26 protein-coding genes and 2 pseudogenes are annotated in these 24,803 nt (G+C 64.8%); 8 read left to right on the top strand and 20 right to left on the bottom strand.

Translation table 11 applies throughout. From position 1 onward, the window contains the following. The 4 genes from AB0C34_RS22155 (at position 1) to lipA (ending at position 3,567) form a co-directional block, all read left to right on the top strand. A complete protein-coding gene (locus AB0C34_RS22155) occupies positions 1–909 on the top strand; it encodes a TIGR01777 family oxidoreductase (protein WP_357076014.1) in 909 nt (302 codons plus the stop codon). Further along, positions 906–1,442, top strand: a complete 537-nt coding sequence (locus AB0C34_RS22160; RefSeq protein WP_357076017.1) for an N-acetyltransferase family protein — start codon at positions 906–908, stop codon at positions 1,440–1,442. The genes AB0C34_RS22155 and AB0C34_RS22160 overlap by 4 nt, the downstream gene beginning before the upstream one ends. A gap of 252 nt (positions 1,443–1,694) precedes the next feature. Then, positions 1,695–2,447, top strand: coding sequence for a lipoyl(octanoyl) transferase LipB (lipB, locus tag AB0C34_RS22165; RefSeq protein ID WP_357076020.1), 753 nt, complete (start codon positions 1,695–1,697; stop codon positions 2,445–2,447). Between the two features lie 85 nt (positions 2,448–2,532). Next, positions 2,533–3,567: a lipoyl synthase gene (gene lipA / locus AB0C34_RS22170; protein ID WP_357076376.1), complete on the top strand. Its 1,035-nt coding sequence runs from the start codon at positions 2,533–2,535 to the stop codon at positions 3,565–3,567. Positions 3,568–3,622: 55 nt separating this feature from the next. Here the strand turns inward: lipA and AB0C34_RS22175 are convergent, their stop codons facing one another. The 3 genes from AB0C34_RS22175 to AB0C34_RS22185 all read right to left on the bottom strand — a co-directional run bounded on the left by AB0C34_RS22175 (position 3,623) and on the right by AB0C34_RS22185 (position 5,946). Further along, positions 3,623–3,871, bottom strand: coding sequence for a hypothetical protein (locus AB0C34_RS22175; RefSeq protein ID WP_357076022.1), 249 nt, complete (start codon positions 3,869–3,871; stop codon positions 3,623–3,625). A gap of 19 nt (positions 3,872–3,890) precedes the next feature. Next, complete coding sequence (locus tag AB0C34_RS22180; protein ID WP_357076025.1) at positions 3,891–5,033, bottom strand: polyprenyl synthetase family protein; 1,143 nt, start codon at positions 5,031–5,033, stop codon at positions 3,891–3,893. Positions 5,034–5,484: 451 nt separating this feature from the next. Further along, positions 5,485–5,946, bottom strand: a complete 462-nt coding sequence (locus tag AB0C34_RS22185) for a cytochrome P450 (protein ID WP_357076028.1) — start codon at positions 5,944–5,946, stop codon at positions 5,485–5,487. A gap of 245 nt (positions 5,947–6,191) precedes the next feature. Between AB0C34_RS22185 and AB0C34_RS22190 the strand changes: the two genes are divergently transcribed. Next, a complete protein-coding gene (locus tag AB0C34_RS22190) occupies positions 6,192–7,058 on the top strand; it encodes a hypothetical protein (protein ID WP_357076031.1) in 867 nt (288 codons plus the stop codon). Positions 7,059–7,140: 82 nt separating this feature from the next. Here the strand turns inward: AB0C34_RS22190 and cynS are convergent, their stop codons facing one another. Together cynS and AB0C34_RS22200 are read right to left on the bottom strand one after the other, a co-directional pair. Then, the gene (gene cynS, locus AB0C34_RS22195; protein ID WP_357076034.1) at positions 7,141–7,593 is read right to left on the bottom strand and encodes a cyanase; all 453 of its coding nucleotides are present in this window, start codon (positions 7,591–7,593) and stop codon (positions 7,141–7,143) included. Positions 7,594–7,612: 19 nt separating this feature from the next. Continuing rightward, positions 7,613–8,683, bottom strand: a complete 1,071-nt coding sequence (locus tag AB0C34_RS22200) for an NAD(P)-dependent alcohol dehydrogenase (protein ID WP_357076037.1) — start codon at positions 8,681–8,683, stop codon at positions 7,613–7,615. Positions 8,684–9,299: 616 nt separating this feature from the next. On the opposite strand from AB0C34_RS22200, the gene AB0C34_RS22205 reads away from it, so the two are divergent. Continuing rightward, positions 9,300–9,839, top strand: a complete 540-nt coding sequence (locus tag AB0C34_RS22205) for a hypothetical protein (protein WP_357076040.1) — start codon at positions 9,300–9,302, stop codon at positions 9,837–9,839. Positions 9,840–9,979: 140 nt separating this feature from the next. Here AB0C34_RS22205 and AB0C34_RS22210 read toward each other — a convergent pair whose 3' ends face one another. From AB0C34_RS22210 to AB0C34_RS22275, 14 genes and pseudogenes are all read right to left on the bottom strand, one after another. Beyond that, positions 9,980–10,117: a hypothetical protein gene (locus tag AB0C34_RS22210; protein WP_357076043.1), complete on the bottom strand. Its 138-nt coding sequence runs from the start codon at positions 10,115–10,117 to the stop codon at positions 9,980–9,982. Next, on the bottom strand, positions 10,114–11,487 hold the full coding sequence (locus tag AB0C34_RS22215) for an OFA family MFS transporter (protein ID WP_357076046.1): 1,374 nt from the start codon (positions 11,485–11,487) through the stop codon (positions 10,114–10,116). The genes AB0C34_RS22210 and AB0C34_RS22215 overlap by 4 nt, the downstream gene beginning before the upstream one ends. A gap of 432 nt (positions 11,488–11,919) precedes the next feature. Next, complete coding sequence (locus AB0C34_RS22220; protein WP_357076049.1) at positions 11,920–12,804, bottom strand: hypothetical protein; 885 nt, start codon at positions 12,802–12,804, stop codon at positions 11,920–11,922. After that, positions 12,801–13,628, bottom strand: a complete 828-nt coding sequence (locus AB0C34_RS22225) for a mycofactocin-coupled SDR family oxidoreductase (protein ID WP_357076052.1) — start codon at positions 13,626–13,628, stop codon at positions 12,801–12,803. Before AB0C34_RS22225 ends, AB0C34_RS22220 begins: the two co-directional genes overlap by 4 nt. A gap of 117 nt (positions 13,629–13,745) precedes the next feature. Further along, positions 13,746–15,050 carry a cytochrome P450 gene (locus AB0C34_RS22230; RefSeq protein ID WP_357076054.1) on the bottom strand — a complete coding sequence of 435 codons (1,305 nt, stop codon included), beginning with the start codon at positions 15,048–15,050 and terminating at the stop codon, positions 13,746–13,748. A gap of 59 nt (positions 15,051–15,109) precedes the next feature. Beyond that, positions 15,110–16,147, bottom strand: coding sequence for a Rieske 2Fe-2S domain-containing protein (locus tag AB0C34_RS22235; RefSeq protein WP_357076057.1), 1,038 nt, complete (start codon positions 16,145–16,147; stop codon positions 15,110–15,112). Beyond that, positions 16,144–16,623, bottom strand: coding sequence for an SRPBCC family protein (locus AB0C34_RS22240; protein ID WP_357076060.1), 480 nt, complete (start codon positions 16,621–16,623; stop codon positions 16,144–16,146). The genes AB0C34_RS22235 and AB0C34_RS22240 overlap by 4 nt, the downstream gene beginning before the upstream one ends. Before the next feature lie 122 nt (positions 16,624–16,745). Further along, the gene (locus AB0C34_RS22245; protein WP_357076063.1) at positions 16,746–17,951 is read right to left on the bottom strand and encodes a cytochrome P450; all 1,206 of its coding nucleotides are present in this window, start codon (positions 17,949–17,951) and stop codon (positions 16,746–16,748) included. Positions 17,952–18,244: 293 nt separating this feature from the next. Continuing rightward, positions 18,245–19,654 (bottom strand): hypothetical protein, encoded by a 1,410-nt coding sequence (locus AB0C34_RS22250; RefSeq protein ID WP_357076066.1) that lies wholly within the window; start codon positions 19,652–19,654, stop codon positions 18,245–18,247. 964 nt (positions 19,655–20,618) lie between these two features. Beyond that, positions 20,619–20,846: a hypothetical protein gene (locus tag AB0C34_RS22255; protein ID WP_357076069.1), complete on the bottom strand. Its 228-nt coding sequence runs from the start codon at positions 20,844–20,846 to the stop codon at positions 20,619–20,621. A 422-nt stretch (positions 20,847–21,268) separates the two neighbouring features. After that, the gene (locus tag AB0C34_RS22260; protein ID WP_357076072.1) at positions 21,269–21,412 is read right to left on the bottom strand and encodes a hypothetical protein; all 144 of its coding nucleotides are present in this window, start codon (positions 21,410–21,412) and stop codon (positions 21,269–21,271) included. Between the two features lies 1 nt (position 21,413). Beyond that, the gene (locus AB0C34_RS22265; protein WP_357076075.1) at positions 21,414–21,818 is read right to left on the bottom strand and encodes a nuclear transport factor 2 family protein; all 405 of its coding nucleotides are present in this window, start codon (positions 21,816–21,818) and stop codon (positions 21,414–21,416) included. Between the two features lie 179 nt (positions 21,819–21,997). Then, a pseudogene (locus tag AB0C34_RS22270) lies at positions 21,998–22,479 on the bottom strand (recombinase family protein). 256 nt (positions 22,480–22,735) lie between these two features. Beyond that, positions 22,736–23,374, bottom strand: coding sequence for a LysE family translocator (locus tag AB0C34_RS22275; RefSeq protein ID WP_357076078.1), 639 nt, complete (start codon positions 23,372–23,374; stop codon positions 22,736–22,738). Between the two features lie 197 nt (positions 23,375–23,571). Here AB0C34_RS22275 and AB0C34_RS22280 point away from each other — a divergent pair, with 197 nt between their 5' ends. Both AB0C34_RS22280 and AB0C34_RS22285 read left to right on the top strand, forming a co-directional pair. Then, the gene (locus AB0C34_RS22280) at positions 23,572–23,886 is read left to right on the top strand and encodes a hypothetical protein (protein WP_357076081.1); all 315 of its coding nucleotides are present in this window, start codon (positions 23,572–23,574) and stop codon (positions 23,884–23,886) included. A gap of 187 nt (positions 23,887–24,073) precedes the next feature. Then, positions 24,074–24,311, top strand: a pseudogene (locus AB0C34_RS22285) (DUF4158 domain-containing protein); the annotation flags it as partial. A 133-nt stretch (positions 24,312–24,444) separates the two neighbouring features. On the opposite strand, the gene AB0C34_RS22290 reads toward AB0C34_RS22285, so the two are convergent. After that, the gene (locus AB0C34_RS22290) at positions 24,445–24,687 is read right to left on the bottom strand and encodes a hypothetical protein (RefSeq protein WP_357076084.1); all 243 of its coding nucleotides are present in this window, start codon (positions 24,685–24,687) and stop codon (positions 24,445–24,447) included. Between the last annotated feature and the right edge of the window lie 116 nt (positions 24,688–24,803).

The raw sequence follows: 24,803 nt of genomic DNA on the forward strand, positions 1-24,803 counted from the left end.
ATGAAAGTCGTGATCGCCGGCTCGTCCGGGCTGATCGGGACGGCGCTCGTCGCGGCATTACACCGCGACGGGCACGACGTCGCCCGACTGGTGCGCAGAAATCCGGCGGGCCCAGACGAATTCGTCTGGGACCCCGCCCGCGCCCACCTGGACGAGCAGGCGCTTCGCGGCGCGGACGCGGTGGTCAACCTGTGCGGCGCGAGCATCGGCCGACGCCGCTGGACCGGTAGTTTCAAGCAGGAGTTGCGCGACAGTCGCATCACCCCCACCGATGTGCTGGCCGACGCGGTCGTCGCCGCCGGCGTTCCCGTACTACTGAACGCCAGCGGCGTGCACTACTACGGCGGCGACACCGGCGACCGGGTGGTCGACGAAGCCTCGTCCTCCGGTTCTGGTTTCCTGGCCACCTTGTGCCGGGACTGGGAGGCCGCGACCCGCCCCGCCATCGCTGCCGGTGTGCGCACTGTTCTGCTGCGCAGCGCCGTCGTGCTGTCCGGCTCCGGCGGGATGCTGAGCATCCTGCAACCGCTGTACTCGGTCGGGCTCGGTGGACGGCTCGGCAACGGACGCCAGTACACGCCGTGGATCTCGATAGCCGATGAGATCGGTGCGATCCGCTTCGCGCTGGGTAACGACGGCCTGTCCGGGCCGATCAACGTCGTCGGCCCCGCGCCGGTCACCAACGCCGAGTTCAACCGCGCGCTCGGGCGGGCACTACACCGACCCACCCCACTGGTGCTGCCCGCATTCGTCCTGCACACACTGATCGGAGAGTTCGCGCAGGAAGCAATCCTGCACGGCCCGCGCGCGATCCCCACGGCCCTCGAAGAGGCGGGCTACCAATTCCTGCATCCCACCATCGGCGCCGCGCTCGGGGCCGCGGTGGGGCGACCCGGAGACGCCCGATGACCGACCGACTCGATACCAGGCCAGTTACCGTCATCCGCGACGCGCATCTTGACGACCTGCCACCGATCCTCACCATCCACAACACCAACATCGCCGCCTCTACCGCGATCTGGGACACCGAGCAGGTGCAGTTGGACGAGCGCATCGCCTGGTTCCGTGCTCGCACCGCGGCGGGGTTGCCGGTACTGGTCGCCGCGATCGATGGGGAACTGGCCGGTTACGCGAGCTACGGTCCGTGGCGCACCAAATCTGGTTACCGGTTCACGGTGGAGAACTCGGTTTACGTCGACGAGCGGTTCCACCGCCGCGGCATCGCCACCGCACTGCTCGGCGAACTCATCGACAGAGCGCGGCGGGCCGGCACCGTGCACGCGATGGTCGCCGCGATCGAATCCGGCAATACCGGTTCCGTCCAGCTCCACGAGCGCTTCGGCTTCCGCACGGTCGGTGTGCTGCCCGAGGTCGGGCACAAGTTCGGGCGCTGGATGGATTTGACGCTCATGCAACTGACATTGCCGATCGACGCCGACTGAGCCCAGCTACGGCCGATCCAGGCTGCTCCTACGGTCCCAGTGGTTCGAATCACTGCCCAGCAATTCCACTCGTCACGATCGGCGGCCACCCGGGGACATCGCGCCGCTCGTCGGCAACCTTGGCGCCCCAGGTGGCACCGCGCCATGCTCAGTGGCCGAGCGAATGATCAGCTCTCCCCCGGCAAACCGGATCCGATGTGGTAGTTCCCACACCGAGGCGGTGGAGTCGGCTATCGTCCTGGGCGTACCGTCATGGCTGTGAACGACACGCGCACCACCCTGTCCGCTCGATTCGACACGACCCCGATCGTGGTCGAGGATCTCGGACTTATCGACTACCACGCCGCCTGGGACCTGCAGCGCACCATCGCCGCGGAGCGGGCCGAGGGCAGCGGATCCGATCATCTGCTGCTGCTCGAACACCCCTCGGTGTACACCGCGGGCCGCCGGACCGAGGCCGAGGATCTGCCGATCGACGGCAGCCCGGTAGTCGAGGTGGACCGCGGCGGAAAGATCACCTGGCATGGCCCCGGCCAGCTTGTCGGCTACCCGATCGTGCGCTTGGCCGAGCCGGTCGACGTGGTGAACTATGTGCGCCGTCTCGAGCAGGCGCTGATCACCGTCTGCACCGAGCTCGGCCTCACCTGTGGCCGAGTCGAGGGCCGTTCCGGCGTATGGCTGCCGGCGACCGAACTGTTCGCCGAGCGCAAGATCGCGTCGATCGGAATTCGCGTTCAGCGTGGCGTCGCCTTGCACGGCATCTCGTTCAACTGCAATTCCGCCTTGGACGGCTTCCAGGCCATCGTCCCGTGCGGCATCCGCGACGCGGGCGTCACCACCCTGACCCGCGAGCTCGCCCGGGAGGTGACCGTGGCCGAGATCAAGCCACTGGTGTCCGACGCGATCATCCGCGCCCTCGACGGCGAACTCCCAGTCACCGACCACGACATCCCCCGCGCGACGCAGGTCGGTACGACCCCGCAGCGCCCGACAGCCACGGCGTAAGGTCGATCGAGTGACCTCAGTCGACACCCCGACACCACATAACGGCGCCGCGGCGGAATCCGCTGCGCGGATCTCAGGGCCCTCCATGACTTCGCAAACCTCCGCCTCCGACGCTCGTGCCGCGAACGGCCGCAAACTCCTGCGCATCGAAGTCCGCAACGCGGAAACCCCGATCGAGCGCAAGCCCAAGTGGATTCGCACCCGCGCTACCATGGGCCCCGAGTACTCCGAGCTCAAGGGCCTGGTGAAACGCGAAGGCCTGCACACCGTCTGCGAGGAGGCGGGGTGCCCCAACATCTTCGAATGCTGGGAAGACCGCGAGGCCACCTTCCTGATCGGCGGCGAGCAGTGCACCCGCCGGTGTGACTTCTGCCAGATCGATACCGGCAAGCCCGCCGCGCTCGATCGCGACGAGCCGCGTCGCGTCGCGGAGAGCGTTCAGGCCATGGGCCTGCGCTACTCCACCATCACCGGCGTCGCACGCGACGACCTGGAAGACGGTGGCGCCTGGCTATACGCCGAAACCGTGCGGGCCATCAAGGCGCTGAATCCCAGCACCGGCGTCGAACTCCTCATCCCCGACTTCAACGCCGATCCCGACCAACTGGCCGAGGTCTTCTCCTCTCGCCCGGAAGTGCTGGCACACAACCTCGAGACCGTGCCTCGGATCTTCAAACGCATCCGGCCCGCGTTCCGCTACGAACGCTCCCTCTCGGTGCTGACCGCGGCCCGCGCCGCCGGACTGGTCACCAAGTCCAACCTGATCCTCGGCATGGGCGAGACCCCCGAGGAAGTCACCCAGGCCATGCGCGACTTGCATGAAGCAGGCTGCGACATCCTCACCATTACGCAGTACCTGCGTCCTTCCCCGCGCCACCACCCTGTCGACCGCTGGGTGAAGCCGGAGGAGTTCGTGGCGCATTCGACGATGGCCGAGGAAATCGGCTTCGCAGGCGTCATGGCGGGGCCGCTGGTCCGTTCCTCCTACCGAGCCGGTCGCCTCTATGCGCAGGCGATGGTCCACCACGGCCGCGAGATCGCCCCGACGATGGCGCATCTCGCCGAAGAAGGCACTGCTTCCCAAGAAGCCAGCGCCGTCTTGGCGCGCTTCGGCGATTGACCATCACGTTCGGCCTACGGCTCGAGGACACTACCGACCACCATGCATACCCGGGTCATGGTCGCCGGCTTCTGTCCGGCGTCGGTTCTCGGTGATCCGGCCCGGATAGTGCGGCGACCGTGTCGGCGATCGCCCGGTAGCCCTTGTCTGCCGTCTCCAGGACTCGCCGCTGCTGGGATTCGATAGGCCGCCAGCTGGCCGACATATCGACGCAGCGGCAGTGTCCGGCCACCAGTTCGACGCTGAACGGCGTCGACTCCAGCGCGTCATGCCAGGAACGGGTTTCGGCGCGAAGCCGCCGCATGATCTTGCGCGTCGTGGTTCTACTCGGTCGGACGCTCGGCGCGGACGGCGTCGCGCAACCGCTCCATCAGGTGGCCTTTACGGTCGATCGTCAGGTCGAAATATGCCGCGCTCTCGGCCGATCGGCACAATTGATGAATCCGGTTCTTGGCCTGCTCTTCGAGGTCGACCGCTTGTTCGGCGAGTTCGCTGAGCGTCGCGCCGAGTCCGCAGTGGCCGAGGGTGAACGTCTTCAACCGGTCTCCGATCAGGTCGGTAGCGAGGTCGGGCAGCGCGGATTCGGCGCCGAGCAGTTCGAGTGACACTCGGTTGGTGAGCCCGTCGAAATCCTCGTAGGTGCTGGCGCCGCCGAATTCGGGCACGAAATCGGTGAGGTCGTTGAAGATCTGCCTCGCCAATCCGAGTTGCCGCATCGCATCGTCGAGTTCGGCCAGTTCGTCGTCCGGCACGCGCAGTGCGATCGCGGCGGCATTCAGTGGCATACGGAACAGTGTCGAGGTCTTCAGCGTCGCGACCGACTCCCAGAACGTCAGGCGGTCTTGTGCTTTCGCCGCCACGATGTCGCGGCGAATCTCGGCCAGCCGGGTCGACATGTCCACCGCCTGACCGATGAAACCGTTCTCGACAGCCTGCACCAGATAGCTCACCACAGCGGGTGTTTCTGTGTGGCGCAGCGCGGCGAGCACCATCCACGCACCGGTATTGAGAGCGAGCGGCACCCCGTGGACAGCGTGCAAGGCGGGTTCGCCGTATCGGACCGGACTGCCGTCCTCGATGTCGTCGAGAACGACCGCGGCCTTCAACAGAATTCGGACCGCGACCGCGACCCGGCGGATGACCGGAAGGTCGGCAGCCGCCTCGCCAGAGTTGGTGAAACCGCGGTAATTCCGAAAGACCCAATACGAGATGGACGGCCGGAAGCCGGGTCCGCCGGCCGGGCGCAAGGCTTGCTGCCCCACCTTCGAGCCGAGTGCGTCAGCGACCGGTCCGTGGAATGCTTGCCGCAGAGCTGAATCCAACTCTCGCGGCCCATTGGCCGCGCCCGCCACATGCGAGGCCGAGACCGTCAACTTGGCGAGGAATACCGCCAGATCCACTTCCAGCAGTTCCGAGTCGGCGCGCACGGTGTCGTTCACCTGTATGCGATTATCCACGGCGGTCATTTGTGGCCTCTCCTGTTATCCGGACCGACCCCGGGCCTTCGGGTCCTCCCACCGCGGCCCCCGAGGTTATTCGATGGAGGCCGTACACCTTGTGGGAGTGTCAGGAGTGTACGAAGGAGCCGAGCAGGAATAGCTTCCCACATTCGGGAGGGTTTACCAGGTCGACCGATCCCGCGTCCCATGCGGCTCGTCGCGTGCCGATTGCCGGATCACGCACTTCCACAGGATATTTCGTCGCCACCGAACCGAGCCGCAGCGGGAGATGCCCGTCGATGCGCGACGACCTCGGTGCGCCGACGCGCGGATGGCTCCGCACCGAGGTGTGGGGTCAGCGGGCCCGGGTACGCAGGCGAAGTGTCCGCGAGCCCAGCACGAATCTGGGCGCGGCGCGGGTGCGCGGTACCGAAGCGCCATCCGCTGATGAGCATGGCCAAGACCAAAGTCATTTCGTTCAGGGCCAAGTCGCCGCCGATGGGCTGAAGGGCACCCCACCCCGAAGGGGGAGCATCACAGCACGGTGCGGCGGACCACCGTGCCGTCCGGGGTCGAATCGCTCCGGATCCGGGCGCGGATCCCCGCGGTGATGAATGAGGCACGGGCTGCCCACAAGAGTGATCCCCACCGAAATATGTTGTCCGGCAGACTCAGTGGCGACTGTTGTCACGCGGATCAGAAACCACGTCGGTGGATACAGCCGGAGCGTCTGCGCGACAACCCGCCTGGTGAGCTCCCACGCGGGCCTGTCCGCGGCAGTCGGGGTCCGGCCGGACAGCACGGTGTCGACTCCCCGACGCACTGGCTCGACGATGTCCGGCATATCCGTCAGCGAGTGCGGCGCCCACACCATGGCCGCGGCGGTGGCGTCGACCGTGGCGATCAGAGTTGTCGTGACTTGATCGGTGAGTTCCGGCACGGACAGCCCTGGCCGTTCTCGTCGCGAGCCGCCGCTAGAACGGTCAGGATGGCCCCACCATCGGTGGCCTGCGAACCAGCGATGATGTCCGCGTCCCGGCCGCCGCCGCATAGCCGGGCAGCAAGTCTCTACGGAAGGCCGGTTGCACCAGCCGCCGCTGGCGACGGTCGGCGTGACTACAGGTGACCAGGCCGTTTCCCACGATCTCCCTGCCCCGCTCGCCGGTAAGCGCGCACACTATCTCTGTGGGACTTGATCGCGCATCAGGAAGGCGCGGCGGGCGAAGTGATATCGCCACCCCCACCGCCGCGCACGCCCTCCTGCGCCGGCACCCGAAGGAGTTCGCCGAGTTCCCGAACGAGCCGCTATCACCCAGTAAGGAGTTGACCACGATGACCACACTGCTCAGCACCATCTTCGACGCCTATGGCGGCCTCGATCGCTGGCAGGCCGCCGAACAGATCTCGGCCCGACAGCGGGTCGATGGCGTGCTGTGGCCGATGAAGGGTCACCCGGGCGCCCTCGATGACATCCGCGTCACCGTTGATCTGCACCGACAGTTCACCTCGCACGAGCCGTTCCTCGCACCGGACCGGCGCACAGCGTTCACCCCCGATCGGATCGCTGTCGAGACCACCGACGGCGACGTCGTCGAAGAGTTGCGAAATCCTCGCGATTCATTCGCCGGGCATGAACTGACCACGCCTTGGACCAGGTTGCAACTTGCCTATTTCGCTGGATACGCGATGTGGACGTACCTGACCGAGCCGATCTCACTCACCTTTCCTGGCGTACGGACCGAGGAGATCGAGCCGTGGACCGAGAACGGGGAGAAGTTTCGGCGGCTGAAGGTGACCTATCCCGCCGACATCGCCACCCATAGCCCCGAACAGATCCTCTATGCCGATGCCGCGGGCCTGCTTCGGCGCCGCGACTACAACGTCGACATCAGTGGAGGCGCACCCAGCGCGCACTATATGTCCGGCCATCGCGAGGTCGACGGACTCATCATCCCGACCACCCGAATGGTCTACAGCCGGGACGAGGCCGGCAACAAAGTGTCGGAACCCCTGATTGTGACCATCGCCCTGGATGACATCGTCGTCCGGTAGCGACCGTTGTGGTGCGAGCAGCGACAAACGATGGCCGCCACGCGGATGCCGCCCTATGCCGATATGATCGATGCGGCGATGATCACCACTGGTATTCGAGAAACTTCCCGTCCAGGGTCACGACGACACGATCCCCGCCAGGGTCCGGGCGGCGCCGCACGTCCACGGTGAAATTGATGGCACTCATGATCCCGTCACCGAATTCTTCGTGAATCAGCTCCTTGAGTGCCGGCCCGTACACCCGCAGCGCCTCGTAGAATCGATAGATCGTCGGGTCGGTCGGGATCAGGGAGTCGGACGCACCGCGATACGGCTGGACCTGGAGTGCCTCTACGACGCCGTCGTCCAGTTTCAGCATCTCCCCGACTTTTCTCGCGTCTTCCTCGCGCATCGGGTGCTGACCGAGTAGCGCTGCCGTCGTCCATACGACAGGCTTGCCAATTTTGCCGGCGATCTCCGACCAAGAGATGCCGGACCGGAATCGCGCGCGGGAGATTATTTCTCCGGCTTCGGTTTTACTGATCATCAGGTTCACCGCTTCTTCGAATGTCGCCCTAGTTGTAGACCATGACGGCACGTCCGATGATGTCACCGCGGGCCAGCGCGTCGACCGTGTCGTTGATGTCATCGAAGCGAACCGGGGTCACGGTATGCCGAATCCGACCGGCTTCGGCCAACGCGAGCACCTCGGTGAGATCGTTGTAATTGCCCCAGAACGATCCGAAATAGCTGAATTCCTTGGCGACGAACGGGAACAGGGGAATGTTGATGCGGTTACCGATCAGACCGACCGAGGCGACCGCTCCCTCGATCGCGAGCACGTCGAACGCCATCCGGATGGATTCTTCGGATCCCGCGCATTCGATGACCGCATCGACGTCCGGGCGCCCGGTGCTGCTTTCCAGCGCGGCCCGCACTTCATCGGCTGTCTTGCCTCGGGTGTTGATGGTGTGGTCGGCGCCGTTCTCCCTGGCGACCGCGAGTTTGCCGTCGTTGCGGGCGAACGCCACCACTGTCGCGCCGCCACCGAGCAACTTCGCGTACTGCGTCGCATAGACGCCAAGGCCCCCGACACCCATCACCGCCACCGTGCGCCCGGATCCCAGGACGCCCGCGGATCTGAGTTTCTTGAGTCCGCGGTACGGCGTCAGCCCGGCATCGGTCAACGGTGCCAAGTTCTCCGGAAGAACATCATCGTGTGCCGGTACCCGGATCAGATGCCGGTAATGCACGGGCACATACTCCTGATAGCCGCCGGGCGGACCGAAACCCGCCCACTGTCCGTGGCCGCACAGCTGTTCGTTTCCGTCGTGACATTGACGGCACACGCCATCACCCCAACAGCTTTCGACGACGACCTGATCACCTTCCGCGAGACCGGCCGACTTGGGCACCTCGGCGCCGATGCCATCGACCCAGCCGGCGATCTCATGGCCGGGAGTAACCGGAAATTCCAAGGTCAGCGAGTCCGCGAAGTAGCCGTCTATCATTTGGAAGTCGCTGCGGCATACCCCGGCGCCGCCGACCTTGATCAATACTTCCTCCGGTCCGAAACCCGGAACCGGAATCTCTTCGAGCCGCAGCGGCTCTTTATACCCGTACATTCGGGCCGCACGCATCTTCATGGTCACCAACCTCTCTACAACACGGTCAGAGATTCGGCCCAGGCACCCGATACCACGGGTTCTAGAAGGCGGGCATGTCGAAAATTAGCACTTGTCGTCGCTCGACGTCAGAAAGCACGCACAATTGTTGCGATAAGGAGATAGCGGCACAGGCCGATATTTCCGCGCCCCTTCGGCGCGTCATATCGCCTTCCGAGAGTGAACTCGAATCCCTACGCGCATTCCGGACGCCGGCCGCAGATTCCGCGCGGACCGGATACCGACCGGCAAGCACCGCGGCAGTCGTCGACCGGATCTGGACAACACATACGCATCCGGCGGCACATACACATCCGGCGGCTGACCGCGTCGGTACTCCCGCCAGTGATAACAAGCACAGACCCACCGCCATCTAGTCTTGGGACATGCCCCGTTGGAGCGCACTTGGTCGGACGGCAGCGAGACTCGGTCCACCGGTTCGGATCGCGGGCGATCCCGAAGAACTCGTTGCGACATCGATCTCCATGACGAGTGCGAAATCAGCCACCACCACGAGCGGTGCCAGTCCGGCGTCAGATGCCGACCGCGACCCACCTGGATCACCGGTCCACCGTGACGCCCGCCGCGAGCTGCGACGATGACCGGCGTTGAATCACCCGGCGGCTCCGACGCGGAAGCCCCGACGCAGACGCCCACACCGAAACCGCAAGGCACACTGGACGAACCGCACCGCCTGCGCCACTCGAGCGCGGCCGCACTCGTCGGACTCTGCATCGGCGTCGTGCTTCTGGTGGTCTCCGGTTGTCTGATCGCCGACCGTTCCACCGACCCCGCGGCGTCGAAGACCGCGTTTCGTACCAGCACTCCGCCCAGCATCACGACACCCGCGACTACCGCGCCCGCGACAACGTCGGTGGTCACCCCGGTGGGGGGCGGGGCAGCCTTCGGGAGGGTCGCGACCAACGACGGCAAGACCCTGGTGGTCGCGAATCTGGCGACCGGCAGTAACACCTATGTCCACACCAACGCACGCACCAGGGTGTACGTGATGCTTGCCACTCGGGCGGCCGACATCCGTGTCGGTGCCACCGTTGCCGTGTTCGGGCAGAAGCAATCCGATCACTCGATCGTCGCCGGCGTCATCACCGGCTTTTCGATCGGCGCGCCCGCCAAATGATCTCTCGCGCAGAGGTGCGAGCCATCCGCCTCGATGCGGAGTCGGTCGACTGCGCTACCGCGTCGACCTCAGTGACCCCAGGACCTGGCACACCTCCGCCGACCTGAATCAGACCGGCGGAGGCGAGCGAGTGCCCGATCTTATTGGAACAGTTTGAGCAGATTCACGACCAGGCGATCGACGCCATAGGCGAACGGCACGGTAACCCACACCCAGGAGAAGACCAGTAGTGGCATACGCTGTGGCGAGGCGGCCTCGGCCCGGTTGAATTCGGTCATGTCGGTTGTCCCTCCGCGACGACGGCCGGCGCGGCGACCGGCCGATGGTACTTCGCCGCGACCGGGCGAATTAGTTCGTTGGCGACGAAGCCAACGCAGAGCAGCGTGATCATGATGGCGAATGACGGCCCGTAGAGTCCCGGCCCGGTCTTACCGGCTTCCTGGCCCGAGTCCGCGATGGCGTTGACGATCAACGGCCCGGCGACGCCCGCCACCGACCACGCCGTGAGCAGTCGACCATGGATCGCGCCGACCTGATACGAACCGAATAGATCCTTGAGATACGCCGGAGCGGTGGCGAACCCACCGCCGTAGAAGGACAGGATCACCATGGCGCCGAGGATGAAGACCGGCTTGTTCGCCTGACCAACCGACCAGACCAGCGCATAGGCGAGTGCACCGACACCGAGGTAGATCCGGTACATGCTCTTGCGACCGATGAGGTCCGACAGGGACGACCAGCCGAGGCGACCTGCCATATTCGCCGCCGACAGCACGGCGACGAAGCCGGCCGAGGCGGCGACGGTCACCGGAGTCTCGGTGTTCTTGAAGAAGTCCACTACCATCGGCGCCGCCTTCTCCAGGATGCCGATGCCCGCGGTGACGTTGAAACACAGCACGATCCACAACAGCCAGAATTGCGGGGTGCGGATCGCGTCGCGCGCGGCGACGTCGTAGCTACTGATCAGCTTGGAGGCGTTCGCCGAAGGCTCCCAGCCCGCCGGCCGCCAACCGGGCGGCGGCACCCGGATGAGCAGCACGCCGACCGACATGAACACCGCGTAAATCACGCCCATGACCAGGAAGGTCTCGGCGATACCGGTCTGGTCTTTACCGAAACTGGAGAGCAACTGGGTCGTCCACGGCGACGCGATCAGCGCGCCGCCACCGAAGCCCATGATCGCGAATCCGGTCGCCATGCCGGGCCGGTCGGGAAACCATCGGATCAGGGTGGAGACCGGCGAGATGTAGCCGATACCGAGACCGATCCCGCCGACGAACCCGTACCCCAAGACGACGAGCCAGTAAGCGCCGACTGCCGCGCCGAGCGCGGAAATCAGCAGACCGGACGAGAAGCATGCCAGGGAAATCTTCATCGCCCAGCGCGGACCGCGCCGCTCGACAATGGTGCCGCCGAAGGCCGCCGACAGACCGAGCATCACGATGGCGAGCTGGAACGGCAGCGCACTGCCGGTGCCCGAGATGTGCATCGATTTTTCCAGCGGGGGCTTGAAAACACTCCACGCATACGCCTGCCCGATGGCGAGATGGATGGACAGTGCGGCGGGCGGAACCAGCCAGCGGCTCCAGCCCGGCGGCGCGATGACGCGGGAATAACCCGGCGCCTTGACTTCGGTTGCTACGGTCATGCTGCGATCTCCACAAGTTAGCTGTGCGGCGATCATAGAGGGAAGATAGTTCGCCTAACAAGCTATAGTTTCCACGCCGGCAAGAGGCATCAGCTACCGAACACGCAGGCTGTCGCCACGCCACTCGTAGCCAGGAGTCGCTCCCCGAGCCTCGTCGCCGCACAGCTCGCCCCCGGACGCTCGATTCGCTGGCTCCACCATGGCCCTCCGGTGCTGCCGTGATCTCGCGCTGATGGCCGGCAGCACCGTCAAGAATCCACTGCTGCCAGGCCGCGCGCACAGGCGCCGCCCGTGCTGATCTCTCCGACCGATGGCACGCCGTCGCGGAACACGAGCAGGGATCGAGCCCTGCCCGGTGCGCACGCACGTAGGTCGTCCGGAATCGCCATCCTGGCGTGTTTTCGGAGAACGAGCGCTATCCGGGCAGAATTCTCAGATTCTCCCGGCATCCGCAGATGCGGACTGCCGATCGCCTTTCTTCACGGCGAGCGTCACCAGCTGACGGGTATCCGGATGCAGACAATGGGAGTGCAGGTCGAGACCACTCTGGAAGCAGATCACTTCCTTGTCGAGAACGGTGAGACCAGCCGTACTCAACCACTCGATCACGGCATTCTCCTCGGTCCAGGAGATGTGATGTCCCGGGATGGGATGGTCGACCTCCACCGGCAGCGAGAAGATGAAATGCGTGCCGGCGGGCACGCCGTCGACATAAGAATGCAGAGTCTCGGTAGGACGCAACGCATGCTCGATCGAATCCTGAAAGATATAGACGGAATATCCGGAGGGAAGCGGGTCGTCATCCATGCTGTGTTGACGCAATGTCACCGAGTCCGCCCAGTCGGGCCGCCAGTGCTCGAGCACTGTCGCCGCGAACTCCAGACTGCCGGCATCGTATTCACACAGGGCAATCGCCGTCCTGGAGCCGCCGATCAACTCCCGGACGTAGCGTTGCGGAGTGCCGAAACCGATCTCACAAATAGTTTTCGGCGCGATTCTGCTCAAATACTCCACAACAGCGGCCTGCCGCCGGTCGTGCCAGTTGCCGGCCAGCGAATTATGCAAGTGCATTGCCAGTCGGAGCACCGTCGAAGAATACGCTTCATTCGAATAACTCGTGATGGAGAGATCATAGAACAGCCATGCGGCTATTATTTCTTCGCGGCTGACCGAAAGGCGGTGCTGTAAATATTCGATCTCCGCGCGATGTTCCGGCACTTGCAACAACGAGTCGAGCAGATTCGCCACCACGGCCGCGTAATCGATCCCACTCCGATCCAGCGGCATCGGACTGTTCCGCTGCGCTGGCGCGGTCATAGGGCACCGCCGGCATCTATCGTGAGAGTTGTTCCCGTGACGTACCGACCGGCATCGGACACCAGGTAGTACACCGCATTGGTGACGTCCTCGACTTCCAGAGCGGCGACCGGCAGCTTGTTGAGTGTCCGCGCGGCCACCTCGAAATCTGCGCGGTTCGGATTGTCCAGATCCGGTCGGAAGAGCCGGTATACCGAGTCGTTGAGAATCATTTCGGTCGCAACGGTCGTCGGATGTACGGTGTTGACGCGGATCCGGTGCGGCGCCCATTCGGTCGCCATCACCCTCATCATCGCGACCAAGCCGGCCTTCGCGGCGCTGTAGTGCGCCATATTCTCGTTCGTCTTCATTGCCGCCAACGAGCTTGTGATCACCACCGCTCCGCCCCGGCCGCCGGCGATGATGTGCGGGACGGAGACCTTCAGGGATTTCCATACCCCGGTCAGGTTGATGTCGATCATGTCCTGCCAGGCCTGCTCGCTCATCTCGAGGGTGGACGCCGGGTTCGAGATCCCCGCGTTGGCCACAACGATGTCCAGCCGCCCGAATTGGTCCACACCGCGCTCGACAATCGCAGCCTGTGCAGCGAGATCGCGTACGTCGGCCTGACCGGCGACGATCTTCCCGCCGACCGCCTCGACCGCACGCACCGTTTCCGCCAGATCCGCCGCGGTGGCAAGAGGATAGGGGACGCTGTCCACCTGCGCGGGAATGTCGGTGGCGATGATGTCGGCGCCTTCTTGCGCCAGCCGCACCGCGTGGCTGCGCCCCTGCCCACGCGCGGCCCCGGTGACGAACACCACCTTGTTCGATAATTGGCCCATTGGACCTCCTCTGACTCTGTGTCGATAGAACGAGGCTTCGAACCTCGTCAGTCGTTGGTCGTGCTCGGCGGATTTCGCAACCCGAACCTGCGGCAGGTTGTCACGCGGTCGTCTGGATCAGCTCGCTTTCAGCACCGGGGACATACGCGAGACTCGCGCCGGAGTCGGAACAGACGGATAGGTCAGGTGAACCCGGCAGCGGCGAGCGGGCGGCGCCTCGAGCAGGTCGAGCTCGTACCGAGACAGCACGCCATCGAGCGTGACGGCAGTCAGAATTTTGCTGAATTCCCGTGCGACGCAACCGAACGCACCGCGGCCGAACAGCGCCAACTGTGTGCTTTCCCCGCCCGCGTGCCGGTCGGGCCGATAGTCGTCCGGGCTCCGCACCAACCCCGGATCACGGTTCAACGCGCCCGGAAACACACCGACATAACCACCGGCCGGCACGTGATATCGCCGACCGTCGTGGTCGATGTGCAGTGGCACGGTCAACGAGCGGACCAGTGAGGTGACCGGGTTGAGCCGGATCGTCTCCTGCAGACACCGGCTCAGAAACGCTTGACGTTCGGATAGTTTCGGCTGCGCTCGTAGCTCGGCAAGCAACGGCGGACGCTGCAGTATGTCGATCAATGTCCAGTAGGTGTAGCTGCCCGGATAGGCGGTAGCGTTCCACAGTACGTACATGAGCATCCAGACGGCGTCGGCGTCCGACCGTACCGTGTTGTCGACCCGAGCCTTGGCGACCGCCGCCAGAAGTGGCGAATTGGCATCGGTATGCCGTCGCTGGGCCCCCCGTAGCACCCGATACAGGGCCTTGGTTGCCCGATATTCGGGCATGAGAATCTGCAACGGGGTCTTGGCCAGCGTGGCTCGTGGAATGTCTATGCCATCGGCGATCGTCCGATAGAGCGGAATCAGCTGTTCTCCGATGTCCGCCCAGACGCGCTCGCCGAGCAGTGAGCGGCACGATGCTTCGTAAATGATGGGGTGGATGTCGGTGGAGAGATCGACCCGGTCGCTCCAACCGTGGGTTCGCTGGGTGACTATCTCGGGGATAGCGTCGGCGAGTTCGGCCATTCGTGCGGACGTCATCAACTGCGCCATCAGGCGCCGACCGGCCAACACCAGGTTCTGCAGCGAGTCCGTATCACGCGATGATCGAGGGAACCAGAATCCGACCGTCGGTACGTTGCCGAAGACGGGGCCGATAGTGGCCTGCTCCGCGGGCAGGGACATGACGGCACGGTAAGCGTCGGCGCCGAGCACATAGGTGAGGTCGAAGGCGAACGGGATCCGCAGCGTGAACAGATCGCCGTGCGTAGCGGCCGACCGTTCGACCAGACCGACCGGATCGGTGATGATGGCTCGAAGCCGACGGTAGACACCCACCAGCGGCGTCCTGCCGCCGGCGGGGAAAGCCAAGGGCGGCGAGGCTCCTTGCGGCGACATGCACGAAGAACCCTGTTCTGCGACCGCGACTTTCATGACACCTCCGGGGACGCGAACGGGTTGTCTGCCACGTGAAACTCACTGTCTCCCTGGTAGAACTGCTGTGCCCACTTGCGGTAGCGGCCGATCGGGCCGTCACCCGCAGCCAGCGCGGGCCTGCCGAGGTAGCACTTGTGGTTCCAGATCGCGATGTCGGCGCGCACCTCTGAGACGAACGCGTGCAGTGCGAATCGTTGCAGCAGCAGATCCGGGCCGGCCCACACCCGACCGCGTCTACGCACGGTGAGGGCGAGGCGCAACTCCACCCGGTCCCGGTCGATCGGAGTGGGCAATACCAGCTGTCGCACTTGCCATCCGAGCGTGGGCATCGTGAGTTCGACTCGCGAAAAGCCCAGACCGTCGACGTGCACGTCGAATTCGAGCGGCAGGCTGCCGCGCAAAAACGGCGTCCGCCGCCGAATGGCGTACCGGGTAAACAGTCGCTGGCCGTCGACGCGCAACGGCTCGAGTACCTCCACGTTCCGGAAGCCGTGCAGCACCGTGAGATGGCCGAGATCCACACTGTTCTCGGTGACCTCCTGCGGATGCCCGCGATGCCGCAGCGTGGCGTGCCGTACCGGCCACCATTGCCGATCGAGCTGCTCGGGCGCCGTCACCTCCCAGGACGGCTCAGCACCGCGCGGGTCGTGAAAGAGCAGAAGAGCACCACACACCTCCCGCAGCTGAAGCACACCGAGCCGGGCCGACGGTGGTGGGGACCCGTACGGAGTCGCGGCGCAGTTGCCTGTGGTGTCGAACTGGAAACCGTGAAAGGGACAGCGGAGGTTCTCCCCCGTGACGACGCCGCCTCGGCCGAGATGCGCGCCGAGGTGCGGGCAGTGGGCCTGCACCGCCGCGGGACGACCGCTCGCCGTGCGGAACAAAACGATCTCCCGCCCCATGAAGTGCCGCGTCAGCACGGCACCCGCACGCAACTCGCGGCTGAACCCGACCGCGTACCAACCCTGCGGATACGGTGGCGGAGTGGGAGCGGGCCTGCGGCTGTCGATCGCGTTGCGCGCGCTGCTCATCGGGGCATGCCAGGAGAAACCGCAGTTAAGCGGCGACGAAGATTGTCGAGCATCGTGACATGCGCATCGACACCCAACCGCCGAACGATCGTGACCAGCCCCCACGGTGCGGCGAAGCGTAACCGTTCGGTCAGCAACGTACCCGAGTCGTGATCGGCGAACGAGACCTCGTTCTGCACGTGAATCCGCGGGAACTGGTAGACGTCGACGACAAGGTTTCCCTCGTCCGTCATTCGGCTCCGCACCCGGTAAGTGATCCGATACGAGAACAGTCCGAACGGCATGCGATCTGTCACTCGATAGTTGCTCGAGCTGACGCCACCCTCGTCGGTGTCGGGTAATCGGTCGACACGGACGACGAGTGGATGAACCCGACCCAGCTGAGAAAGGTCGCGATAGAAATCTCGGACATCGCCGGGCGAGCCCGGAACCACCTGGGTAAGAGTCGTTTCGGCGTAGGGAACTCTGGTGGCCATCCGTGTCGTCCTTCAACCAAGTCGCGGGCGCCGCATCGCGCACCGCGTCCGGCTCATCATCGAACAGCACCGTGTGACCCGCAACTCGAGGGACAACCTCGAGAGAGCCGATTCTGTGACAGTCAGATCGCATCGGGTTGTGGCAGTACGACTTCCAACCCACGCAATTCGTAACTGTTGATCTCCTCGTTGAAACTCACCCGTGGCGGCGCCGCCATGCGCACACCGTCCAAGGCGAACAGTCTGCTGAGGAAGATATCGGTCTCCAGCATCGCGATGTGCACGCCTGGACATTTGTGCGGGCCCGCGCCGAAGGACAGCCCCACATCGATGACGCCCTCGGCAACGGGGCGGACGGGACGGACGGTCGACGGGTGCGCGCCCATCGCCTTCGGGTCGAGGTTGGCCACGCTGAGCACTATGTCCACCAGTTCACCCGGAGGCACGGTGACTGTCCCGCCATCCGCGGTCGGCACCTCTACCGCGGTCGTGGTGCGCCGCAGCAGATTTCCGATCACCGGTTCGAGCCGCAGCATTTCCCGCAGGATTGCCAGTCGGTCGGATTCCGCCGCGGTTCGGTACCGTTCCAACAGCAAGTTATCGGTGAAAAGATGCCACGCGGCGACATTGACGAACTCGCGCGCGGTGATCATCCCGGCAGCCGCGAACGTCAGGCATTCGCCGAGGATCTCGCCATCGGTGCACCCTTCGTCGAGCAGGTGCGAGATCAGGTCGTCCTGCCGTTCTCGACGCCGCGCTCGAACCGCAGGCCGCACATCGCCGAAATACAGTCGCAGCCACGCCGAGGTCTGCCGGATCGTCCAGTAGACCCCACTCACACTGGTCAGCCCGGGCTTGCCGAACTTCTCCGGGAAGAAACGGTCCAACCTGCGCTGGATACCGGGGCGACTGTTGGTGAGTCCGATCACCGCGGACACGACCTCGATGGCGAGCGGAAAACTCAGCTCTGTGAGCTGTTTACGGCCCGCCCGTCGCAGCTCGGCGAGCTGCGTTTCGGCCACGCGCACCATCACCTCGCGATAATGCTCGTCCACGCGACGCGGAGTGAAGTACCGGGCCGTCTGCCGTCGGTGTTCCCGATGTTCCGGACCGTCCCGGTACAACACCGGGCGGCGAATCCGCGCCGGCAGCTTTTCGATGGTCTCGATCCCCAGTCCTGCCTGTCGAGTTCCCGCGCTGCGCAGCATCGCGAGGCCGGCCGCGTAGCCCCGAACCCGCCAGACCCCGTCCTGGCCACGCTCGACCGGACACCCGATCTCGGGGCCGCCGCGAGCGGCCTTACGAGCATTCACCCCGATATCAGCCATATGCGCGCACTCCCTCCGAGAATTCCGGCAGAGTCTAGTGTTCCCGGGGCTGCTTCACACACCGACCGATGCTTGGTCCAGTTCCCATGTGCACGTGCACAACTAGCCGCAAAGATTTCCCGACCCAGGCCAGGAACGCCGATGCGGGACGGCCAGGAACTCGCCGGCAAGCGTGGTGGCATTCGGGCCTCGGCGACCACTGCCGGAAGCTCGGTCCCGGCTTCGGTCAGCACCTCGTTCCCCATCAGGCTCAGCTCGCTGACGTATTGGTTCGACAGTGATCGCGCGGCCCGCTACCAAGTCCCGCCCGAGGAAGCGAGGCTTGACGTCGACAACGAACTCGACGATTCGCCGGGCGCGAACAACGCGAGGGCCTCGTCCATCGAGAGGTCGCGCTGGACGGTCGCCCCGCAGAGCGCAGCCACCTCGGCAGTGCGCCATCGACCGATCGCGGTCATGACATGGTCACGGCGTGCCCGGTTGAGAACATCCAGGGCGGACTCGGTCAACTCGGTAATGCCCTTGTCGTTCGGAACGGGGGCCGGTACCGCCGCGCCCGCCGCGTCTCGCTGGCGGTTGGGCTTGTACAGGTACTTCTTCGCCACCATCAGGTGGGCGGCCGACAGTCGCGCGTTGAGTTCCAGGTACAGGTAGCACTCGCCGAGGGCTGGGCATCGGCGCAGCGCCGATGCCAACTCGGAGTCCGACATGGTGGCGAGGTCGACGGTGGACAGCCCGGCCTCGTCCAGCAGAACTCTGGGCAGCGAAGGTCGTACCGCCGCGTCGGTGACCACCTGTCGCTCTTCGGCCAGCAATCCGGCGTGTATCCGCTCGACGTGGCGTTTGAAGCTGGGCAGCTGAATATCGGTCATCAGGTCGCGCAGGATGAACTGGATGTCCTGCGGACCGCTGGGCGGGACATCGTCGTGATCCCAGTGGATCGCGTACTGACGAAAGACATCCACGAAGTGATCCACCGACAATGCGCCACGCTCGTCGCCCAGATGGAAGTTCAGGAACAGCCGCCGAACACCGGCCAGCATCAGCCGAGCCGTCGCGAACCGCTCGGCGAGTTCGTCGCGACCCATGGTGGATGTCCCACCGGCCCAGATCGGTTGCAGGACTTCGTTTGCGGCCAATTCGAGGGTCTCACAGCGCTTGAACAGCTCGATGATCAACGTTTCGCCGATCTCCGCGGTGTAGGTGCGGATACGGCCGTCGTCGAAGACACTGGGTACCGTGCAGAGGCGGCTGACACCCCGATACGCACTCATCTCCGGCGCGTTCCAACGGATCAGCGAGGCATAGGCGTCCCGGTTCGGGTGGCCCGTACCCGAACGTCCGATGAGGTCACTGAAATACGCCCGGAACGGCGTCCTCGTCGCGCCGACGCGGAGTGCTTCCAAACTGTGTCCAGGATCGCGCCGGGCTAGGGCGAGGTTCTCCCGGTGGCTGTAGCAAGCAACCGAGGAGCCGATAATGCCCAACTCGACGATCAGCCGCCGCGCCGCGTCGGGATCATTGTCGTCCGCGAACGGTAGATCCGCGAGAGCCTGGTTGGCCAGACCGGCGAAGGCGGACGCGGTCAACGAGCCGTCGACGACCGAGGAGCCGAAAGTCGGGAGCGAATCGATCACCCAGGCCGAGAAGATGTCGCGCGATCGTAGCGCAGAATAGGGCTGTTCCGACACAACTTGACCCATCACGCTACCTCTACCGTCTATTCACAACGAACTTTCGCCGCCATTTTGACCGACGAGCAAATCAGCAGCTTCCCGATTGTGGGAAACTCGCACGTTTCATGCCTTCTCGCCCCTGACGGACACCGACTCCGAACCTTCCGCGGTTCATGAACGCACCTCGTCATCGCCCCGGTCGGACCCCTCCGTTGCGGTCCAGATCAGTCGCCCAGACACGCAACGCCACCACTATCGACCCCCCGAACCGCACGGACTCTTGGCATCGGCCGACACCACACTGCGACGTCAACTTCATCTCGGGCACGCACGACGGCGTGACGTAACCAGTCAGAAGTCACAGCTTCGCAGTTCACTTGGCACCTACACCGTAGCGGCCGCGAATATTTCAGCGATGGACACCGGGCCGGCGAGCGCCCTATCACAAATCAGCCCACAATAGAAATCGCGTGATCGAGGCACAATGCTTGTGCGCCAATTCAATCGGGAACAGCAGGTGAATATCATTTGCGCGGGGAGCCCACCATCTGTGGCTATCGCCACACTCATATCGTCCCAATCGTGCACCCGAGCCTGGCATTCCACCAGGGCCGCCTTCCACCAGGAGTCGTCGCCGCGGTGGCGCGCGAGCAGCGTCGTAAACACCGACAACCCGCAGTTTTCACTCAGCCGCCATGGCATCCCGAACAACACCGCGACCAGGGGTTCCGGGCGAATCGCGCGGAAAACAACGACAATGGCTTGACCAGCAGCGATGGCGGGTTGCCGGGGTCCCGGTAGTAACGGCGGAAAGCCAACGGATATGGACGTATTCGCTGGTCGGGCCGCAACCCGGCCCGTTGTCTGCAGCTACGATCCTGCTGCGAAGTCACCCCGCTTGACCAGGACTTATGTCGAAATACGTTGTTTTTTGCGCCGTTACTACCGGAACCCCAACTACCCGGGGTGTTCGCGGACGAGTCGTGCCGAGTCAGCCGCCGATCGAGCGGATCCACAATTGCCAGCCGCTGCCTTGCTGGCCATAGACGCAATCGGGCCGGGTGTCGGAGCTGCGGTACTGCTCCCCGGCTGCCACACACTGTGCATTTGTCTCGTACTCGCCGACAAACACGCCCTCGGCGGTCGCGGTGCCCGCCGCCGCACCGAGAACAACCATCGCCGCGGCACCGGCTGCCAATACTCCCCACACTGTTCGCATGCCCGACAGCATGCCATGCCGAGGGGACACGGCGTCGCTTTATCTCGGCGCCGAATGTCGTAGAGCGCGGCAGCGAGATGTCTTGTGTGTGGCGCACATTGACGGTCCGGTATGTCGGGGTGGCTCGGTATCTTCTCGGTCATGACCGGTATCAGCCCGCTCGCCAACGCCGCGCGGGTGAGATTCGGTGACCCCGGAATCCACGCGCTCGTGCGGTCCGGCCGCACCGTGCACGCGGTGCGACTCGGGAAGTGGGTCGGTGGGGAGATGTGCCCGAGTTGGTGTGCCGGACCGGTGTGGCGGGGTGGGATCCGGGCGCGCTCGTCGCGACTCGCGATGAGGTCAGATGCGCGCGGTGCCGGCGGATCCTGGGCGGCACCCTTCCCCAGGCTCAGCTGTTTCTGCTCGGCCGGGACCGGTAGCTACTTTTCGCGGCCGTACAGCACGTCGCCGCCCGGCAGCGCGAGGAGCCGCGCCTCGATGCCCAGCTTCTCGAGTTCATCCCGTGCAGCCATCACCTCGGCGAGGGCGGTGCGCCCGTAGCCCGAACATCGTCGAGCCGACACGTCAGGCACCCTTTGCCCAAGCCCAGGCCGTCAGCCGCCACTGTGTTCCAACTTTGCCGAGCGCGATGGTGAAGGTAGAGCCGGTTTGTGTTACCTGCGTGCCCTGCACATTGACCGTCATGGTGGCGGGAACAACGACATACGCGTGGTCACCGGCGATGTCGACGTGTCGTGGCTCGCCGACCGCAATGTGGTAGCCCGATGCTCCTGCGTGCTCGCCCTCCTTGCACACGTCGCGCCACCAGTCTTGGCTGGCTGTCGGCCCTTGCCACACATGCGGTGCCATTCCGTCGAGTATCTGCATCGGATCAGCGCACAGCGCTGCCATCGCCTTCGAGTCACCGTTGTTGAAGGCATCGACGTATCGGAGCACCACTGCCATGGGCGGGTGGGGGGCGATGTCCATGCTGGGGACGGTAACTCATCGGCTGGCTTGAATCGTCCCTTGGCGGTGATGACTGCTGGTGAAGGTACAGCGGTCATGGGTCCTGTGCGGCGAGCGCTCGCCGGACTCCGGGTGCCTTCGGTGAGTTCGGGCAGGCACTTGTAGAGAGTGGTCCTGGAGACGCCGAGCAGCCGCGCGATCTAGGACACCGACATCAGGCCGGGTGAGCAGCGCGCGGGCCTGGCGGACCTGTTCGTCGGTCATCGCCGGTGGTCGGCCGAGGCGCTGACCGCGAGCACGGGCAGCCGCCAGGCCTTCGTGGGTGCCTTCGACGATGAACTCGCGAATGAATTCGGCTAGGGCGGCGAACACATGGAACACGGCCGCCAGCGGTGGTGGTGTCGAGCGCTTCGTGTAGCGACCGGAACCCGATCCCGCGGCGGCGGAGGTCGGCCACAATCGAGATCAGGTCCTGCAGGGAGCGGCCGACCCGGTCCAGCGAGGCGACCACGAGGGTGTCGCCGGCACGCATGTAATCCAGGCACGCCGACAGTTGCTCACGCTCGCGGTCTTTTCCGGACTTCTTGTCGGCGAACACCTTCTTGCACCCCGCGGCCTTCAACGCGCGGGTCTGCCGATCCAGATTCTGGTCGCGGGTCGATACCCGGGCATACCCGATCAGAGCGCCTCCCCCGCCGATCGGATCCAGAGCATCGCCATCGAGGGAAAACGGTTCGAGCGCATCGGTATCCGTCACCCAACAATCGCAGATAAAAGGGTGGCTCACCATTGTTGAACAGCTAGACTTTACGACACGTTTTTCGAACAGTCGCCATTTTCGGCCGACCTGGGCGTTCCCGTGCCGAAGCCGGTTTCGGGCCGAGTGTTCAACAACCGCAATTCATGAACAGTCCCTGCGGACGGGTGTCGCGGGTTGTTCAACCCTCGGTGGCGAGGCGGCAGCCGAAACCGATCAACGTCATGCCCGCGATCGCGTCCAGGCGCCGGCGCACTCGCGGGGTCTGCATCCAGGCGGCGATCTTCCCGGCCACGGCGACCAGGAGCGCGCAGTAGATCGCGGTCAGCACGATGTAGAGGGCACCCAGCCCCAACGTGGTCCAGCCCACCGAGTGCCCCTGCGGGACAAAGCCGGGCACGAAGCTGATGAACACGATGCCGATCTTGGGGTTGAGCAGATCGGTGAGCAGACCGGAGGTCAAACCTCCGGCACGGCTCATTGGCGAAACCGGCCGTGTCGGCGCCGGGTCGGCGGCCGCGACTGCGGGGGCCGCGCGCAGGACCGACCGCAACGACCGCACCCCCATCCAAACCAGGTAGCAGGCTCCGATGACCCTGAGTGCGTCGTAGCCGAGTTCGCTGGCCTGCAGCAACGCCGACAACCCCGCGACAGCGGCCAGCATCCACACCATCAGCCCGCACAACACCCCGACCGAGGTGAGCACTCCCTCCCGGCGGCCGCCGCGCACCAACCCACGCAACACCACCAGGGTGTCGGGGCCCGGCAAGATAACGAGCAGGACCGCGGCGAGGGTGAACGAGACGAGAGAAGCGAGCACCCACCGATCCTAGGAGCCGCTGCGGGCTCCCTGGCAAAGCGGATCACTCGCCACTTCGACACGCTCTAGCCTGGCGACGAAGTCCTCGATACCTGTCTCGAAACCTTCTTGGGCTCAAGACCCGCCACGTCGGGTTCGGACGAGCCGACCGATCAGCGTGTGGCGCTGCATTGCTGGAGGAGATCACACTTTGAGTTATGAGCAACCCGAACTTGCCCACCGACGTCAGCGAAATCCTGGAGTGCATCGGCAGATACGCCGAAGGCTATGGCGGTCACATGAAGTGGAACGAGGAGGCGAAGCTCAAAGCCGACATGATGAATATGCGGCACCGATGGGGACGGAACCGTGTCTCGGTAGATGTGCTGAGACACAAGTGTCGCGAAGTCGGCCTGTCGGTTGAGGACGCCGGCCGGATCGTCGATTCTCTAACCAAGACCCAAGCCGGTCGACGCCTGATCCCTCAGAAGACGTCTCGCGACTTCCCTTTCGCGCAGGAGGTCGAGGGCTGAACCGACTGGCTCACAAACCTGCCTCAGTCATCAGTACGAGGCGGGGTTCGGGTGGTAATCGCCGAAAATCGGGCGGATATGGCGTATTGCCTGGTATGGGCGGGGTTTTGTGCCGCCGGTTCGGGTCGTTGATGCTTGGCTTGGCCGCTGATGAGGTTGATCGGAGCAGTTGGAGGTTTGGGAGTTCGTGGCGACGCGGCTATTCGCGGACGAGGAGTTGCAGCGTCTGCGCGAGTTCCCGGAGATCAGCCGGGAGGAGTTGTTCCGGTATTTCACGCTGACGCCATCGGATTTGGCGTTCGTCGATCCGGGCCGAGGGCGGGGTTCCGGCGGATCGGTAGGGCCTGTCGGTGACGCTGTGTGCCTTGCCGGGGCTGGGATTCGTGCCGGACAAGGTGTCGGCGGCGCCGCCGGTCGCGGTTGCCGTTACGCGTCCGCGACACCCTCTTCTGATCGGGTGCGCGAAGTGTGCGAGTTGACCTTCGGCGACTACGGCCGCACTCCATCCGGTGGCCGGATACCTGGCCGATGACCGAACACCGGCACGGGAGCAATGGCCTAGTGCTCGGTGGGGGCCGACGAGTCGGATTTGCCACCTGACCGCAGGCGCTCGATCTGAATAGGGCTGAGCTGCTGAACTTTCCGCATGTGCTCGATAGTCAACTCGAACTCGGTGTCGGTGTGCTCGCTGATCATAAACCGCCGCCCCTCGCCGAGGTCGTTCCAGACCGTCGTGACGCGGGCCACGCGTTCGGGGACCGGGGTGACCAGCACGCGGCGCCGATCGTGCGTGTCTGGCACGCGGGTGACGTAGCCGCCGCGCTCGAGTTGCCGAACCGGTCGTCAACCCGGTCATGTCGGCGATCTATTTCACCGTGAGTGGCGCGATTACTACGGGAACCCCGACTACCGCCCGA

The sequence above is a fragment of the Nocardia sp. NPDC049220 genome, from assembly GCF_040647855.1.
In the GTDB taxonomy this organism is placed as follows: Bacteria; Actinomycetota; Actinomycetes; order Mycobacteriales; family Mycobacteriaceae; genus Nocardia.

Coding starts and splice junctions, on each gene's coding strand:
- AB0C34_RS22155 (WP_357076014.1), top strand. CDS start 1: ATGAAAGTCGTGATCGCCGGCTCGTCCGGGCTGATCGGGACGGCGCTC.
- AB0C34_RS22160 (WP_357076017.1), top strand. CDS start 906: ATGACCGACCGACTCGATACCAGGCCAGTTACCGTCATCCGCGACGCG.
- lipB (WP_357076020.1), top strand. CDS start 1,695: ATGGCTGTGAACGACACGCGCACCACCCTGTCCGCTCGATTCGACACG.
- lipA (WP_357076376.1), top strand. CDS start 2,533: ATGACTTCGCAAACCTCCGCCTCCGACGCTCGTGCCGCGAACGGCCGC.
- AB0C34_RS22175 (WP_357076022.1), bottom strand. CDS start 3,871: ATGCGGCGGCTTCGCGCCGAAACCCGTTCCTGGCATGACGCGCTGGAG.
- AB0C34_RS22180 (WP_357076025.1), bottom strand. CDS start 5,033: ATGACCGCCGTGGATAATCGCATACAGGTGAACGACACCGTGCGCGCC.
- AB0C34_RS22200 (WP_357076037.1), bottom strand. CDS start 8,683: ATGAAGATGCGTGCGGCCCGAATGTACGGGTATAAAGAGCCGCTGCGG.
- AB0C34_RS22205 (WP_357076040.1), top strand. CDS start 9,300: ATGACCGGCGTTGAATCACCCGGCGGCTCCGACGCGGAAGCCCCGACG.
- AB0C34_RS22210 (WP_357076043.1), bottom strand. CDS start 10,117: ATGACCGAATTCAACCGGGCCGAGGCCGCCTCGCCACAGCGTATGCCA.
- AB0C34_RS22215 (WP_357076046.1), bottom strand. CDS start 11,487: ATGACCGTAGCAACCGAAGTCAAGGCGCCGGGTTATTCCCGCGTCATC.
- AB0C34_RS22220 (WP_357076049.1), bottom strand. CDS start 12,804: ATGACCGCGCCAGCGCAGCGGAACAGTCCGATGCCGCTGGATCGGAGT.
- AB0C34_RS22225 (WP_357076052.1), bottom strand. CDS start 13,628: ATGGGCCAATTATCGAACAAGGTGGTGTTCGTCACCGGGGCCGCGCGT.
- AB0C34_RS22235 (WP_357076057.1), bottom strand. CDS start 16,147: ATGAGCAGCGCGCGCAACGCGATCGACAGCCGCAGGCCCGCTCCCACT.
- AB0C34_RS22240 (WP_357076060.1), bottom strand. CDS start 16,623: ATGGCCACCAGAGTTCCCTACGCCGAAACGACTCTTACCCAGGTGGTT.
- AB0C34_RS22245 (WP_357076063.1), bottom strand. CDS start 17,951: ATGGCTGATATCGGGGTGAATGCTCGTAAGGCCGCTCGCGGCGGCCCC.
- AB0C34_RS22250 (WP_357076066.1), bottom strand. CDS start 19,654: ATGGGTCAAGTTGTGTCGGAACAGCCCTATTCTGCGCTACGATCGCGC.
- AB0C34_RS22255 (WP_357076069.1), bottom strand. CDS start 20,846: ATGCGAACAGTGTGGGGAGTATTGGCAGCCGGTGCCGCGGCGATGGTT.
- AB0C34_RS22265 (WP_357076075.1), bottom strand. CDS start 21,818: ATGGACATCGCCCCCCACCCGCCCATGGCAGTGGTGCTCCGATACGTC.
- AB0C34_RS22280 (WP_357076081.1), top strand. CDS start 23,572: ATGAGCAACCCGAACTTGCCCACCGACGTCAGCGAAATCCTGGAGTGC.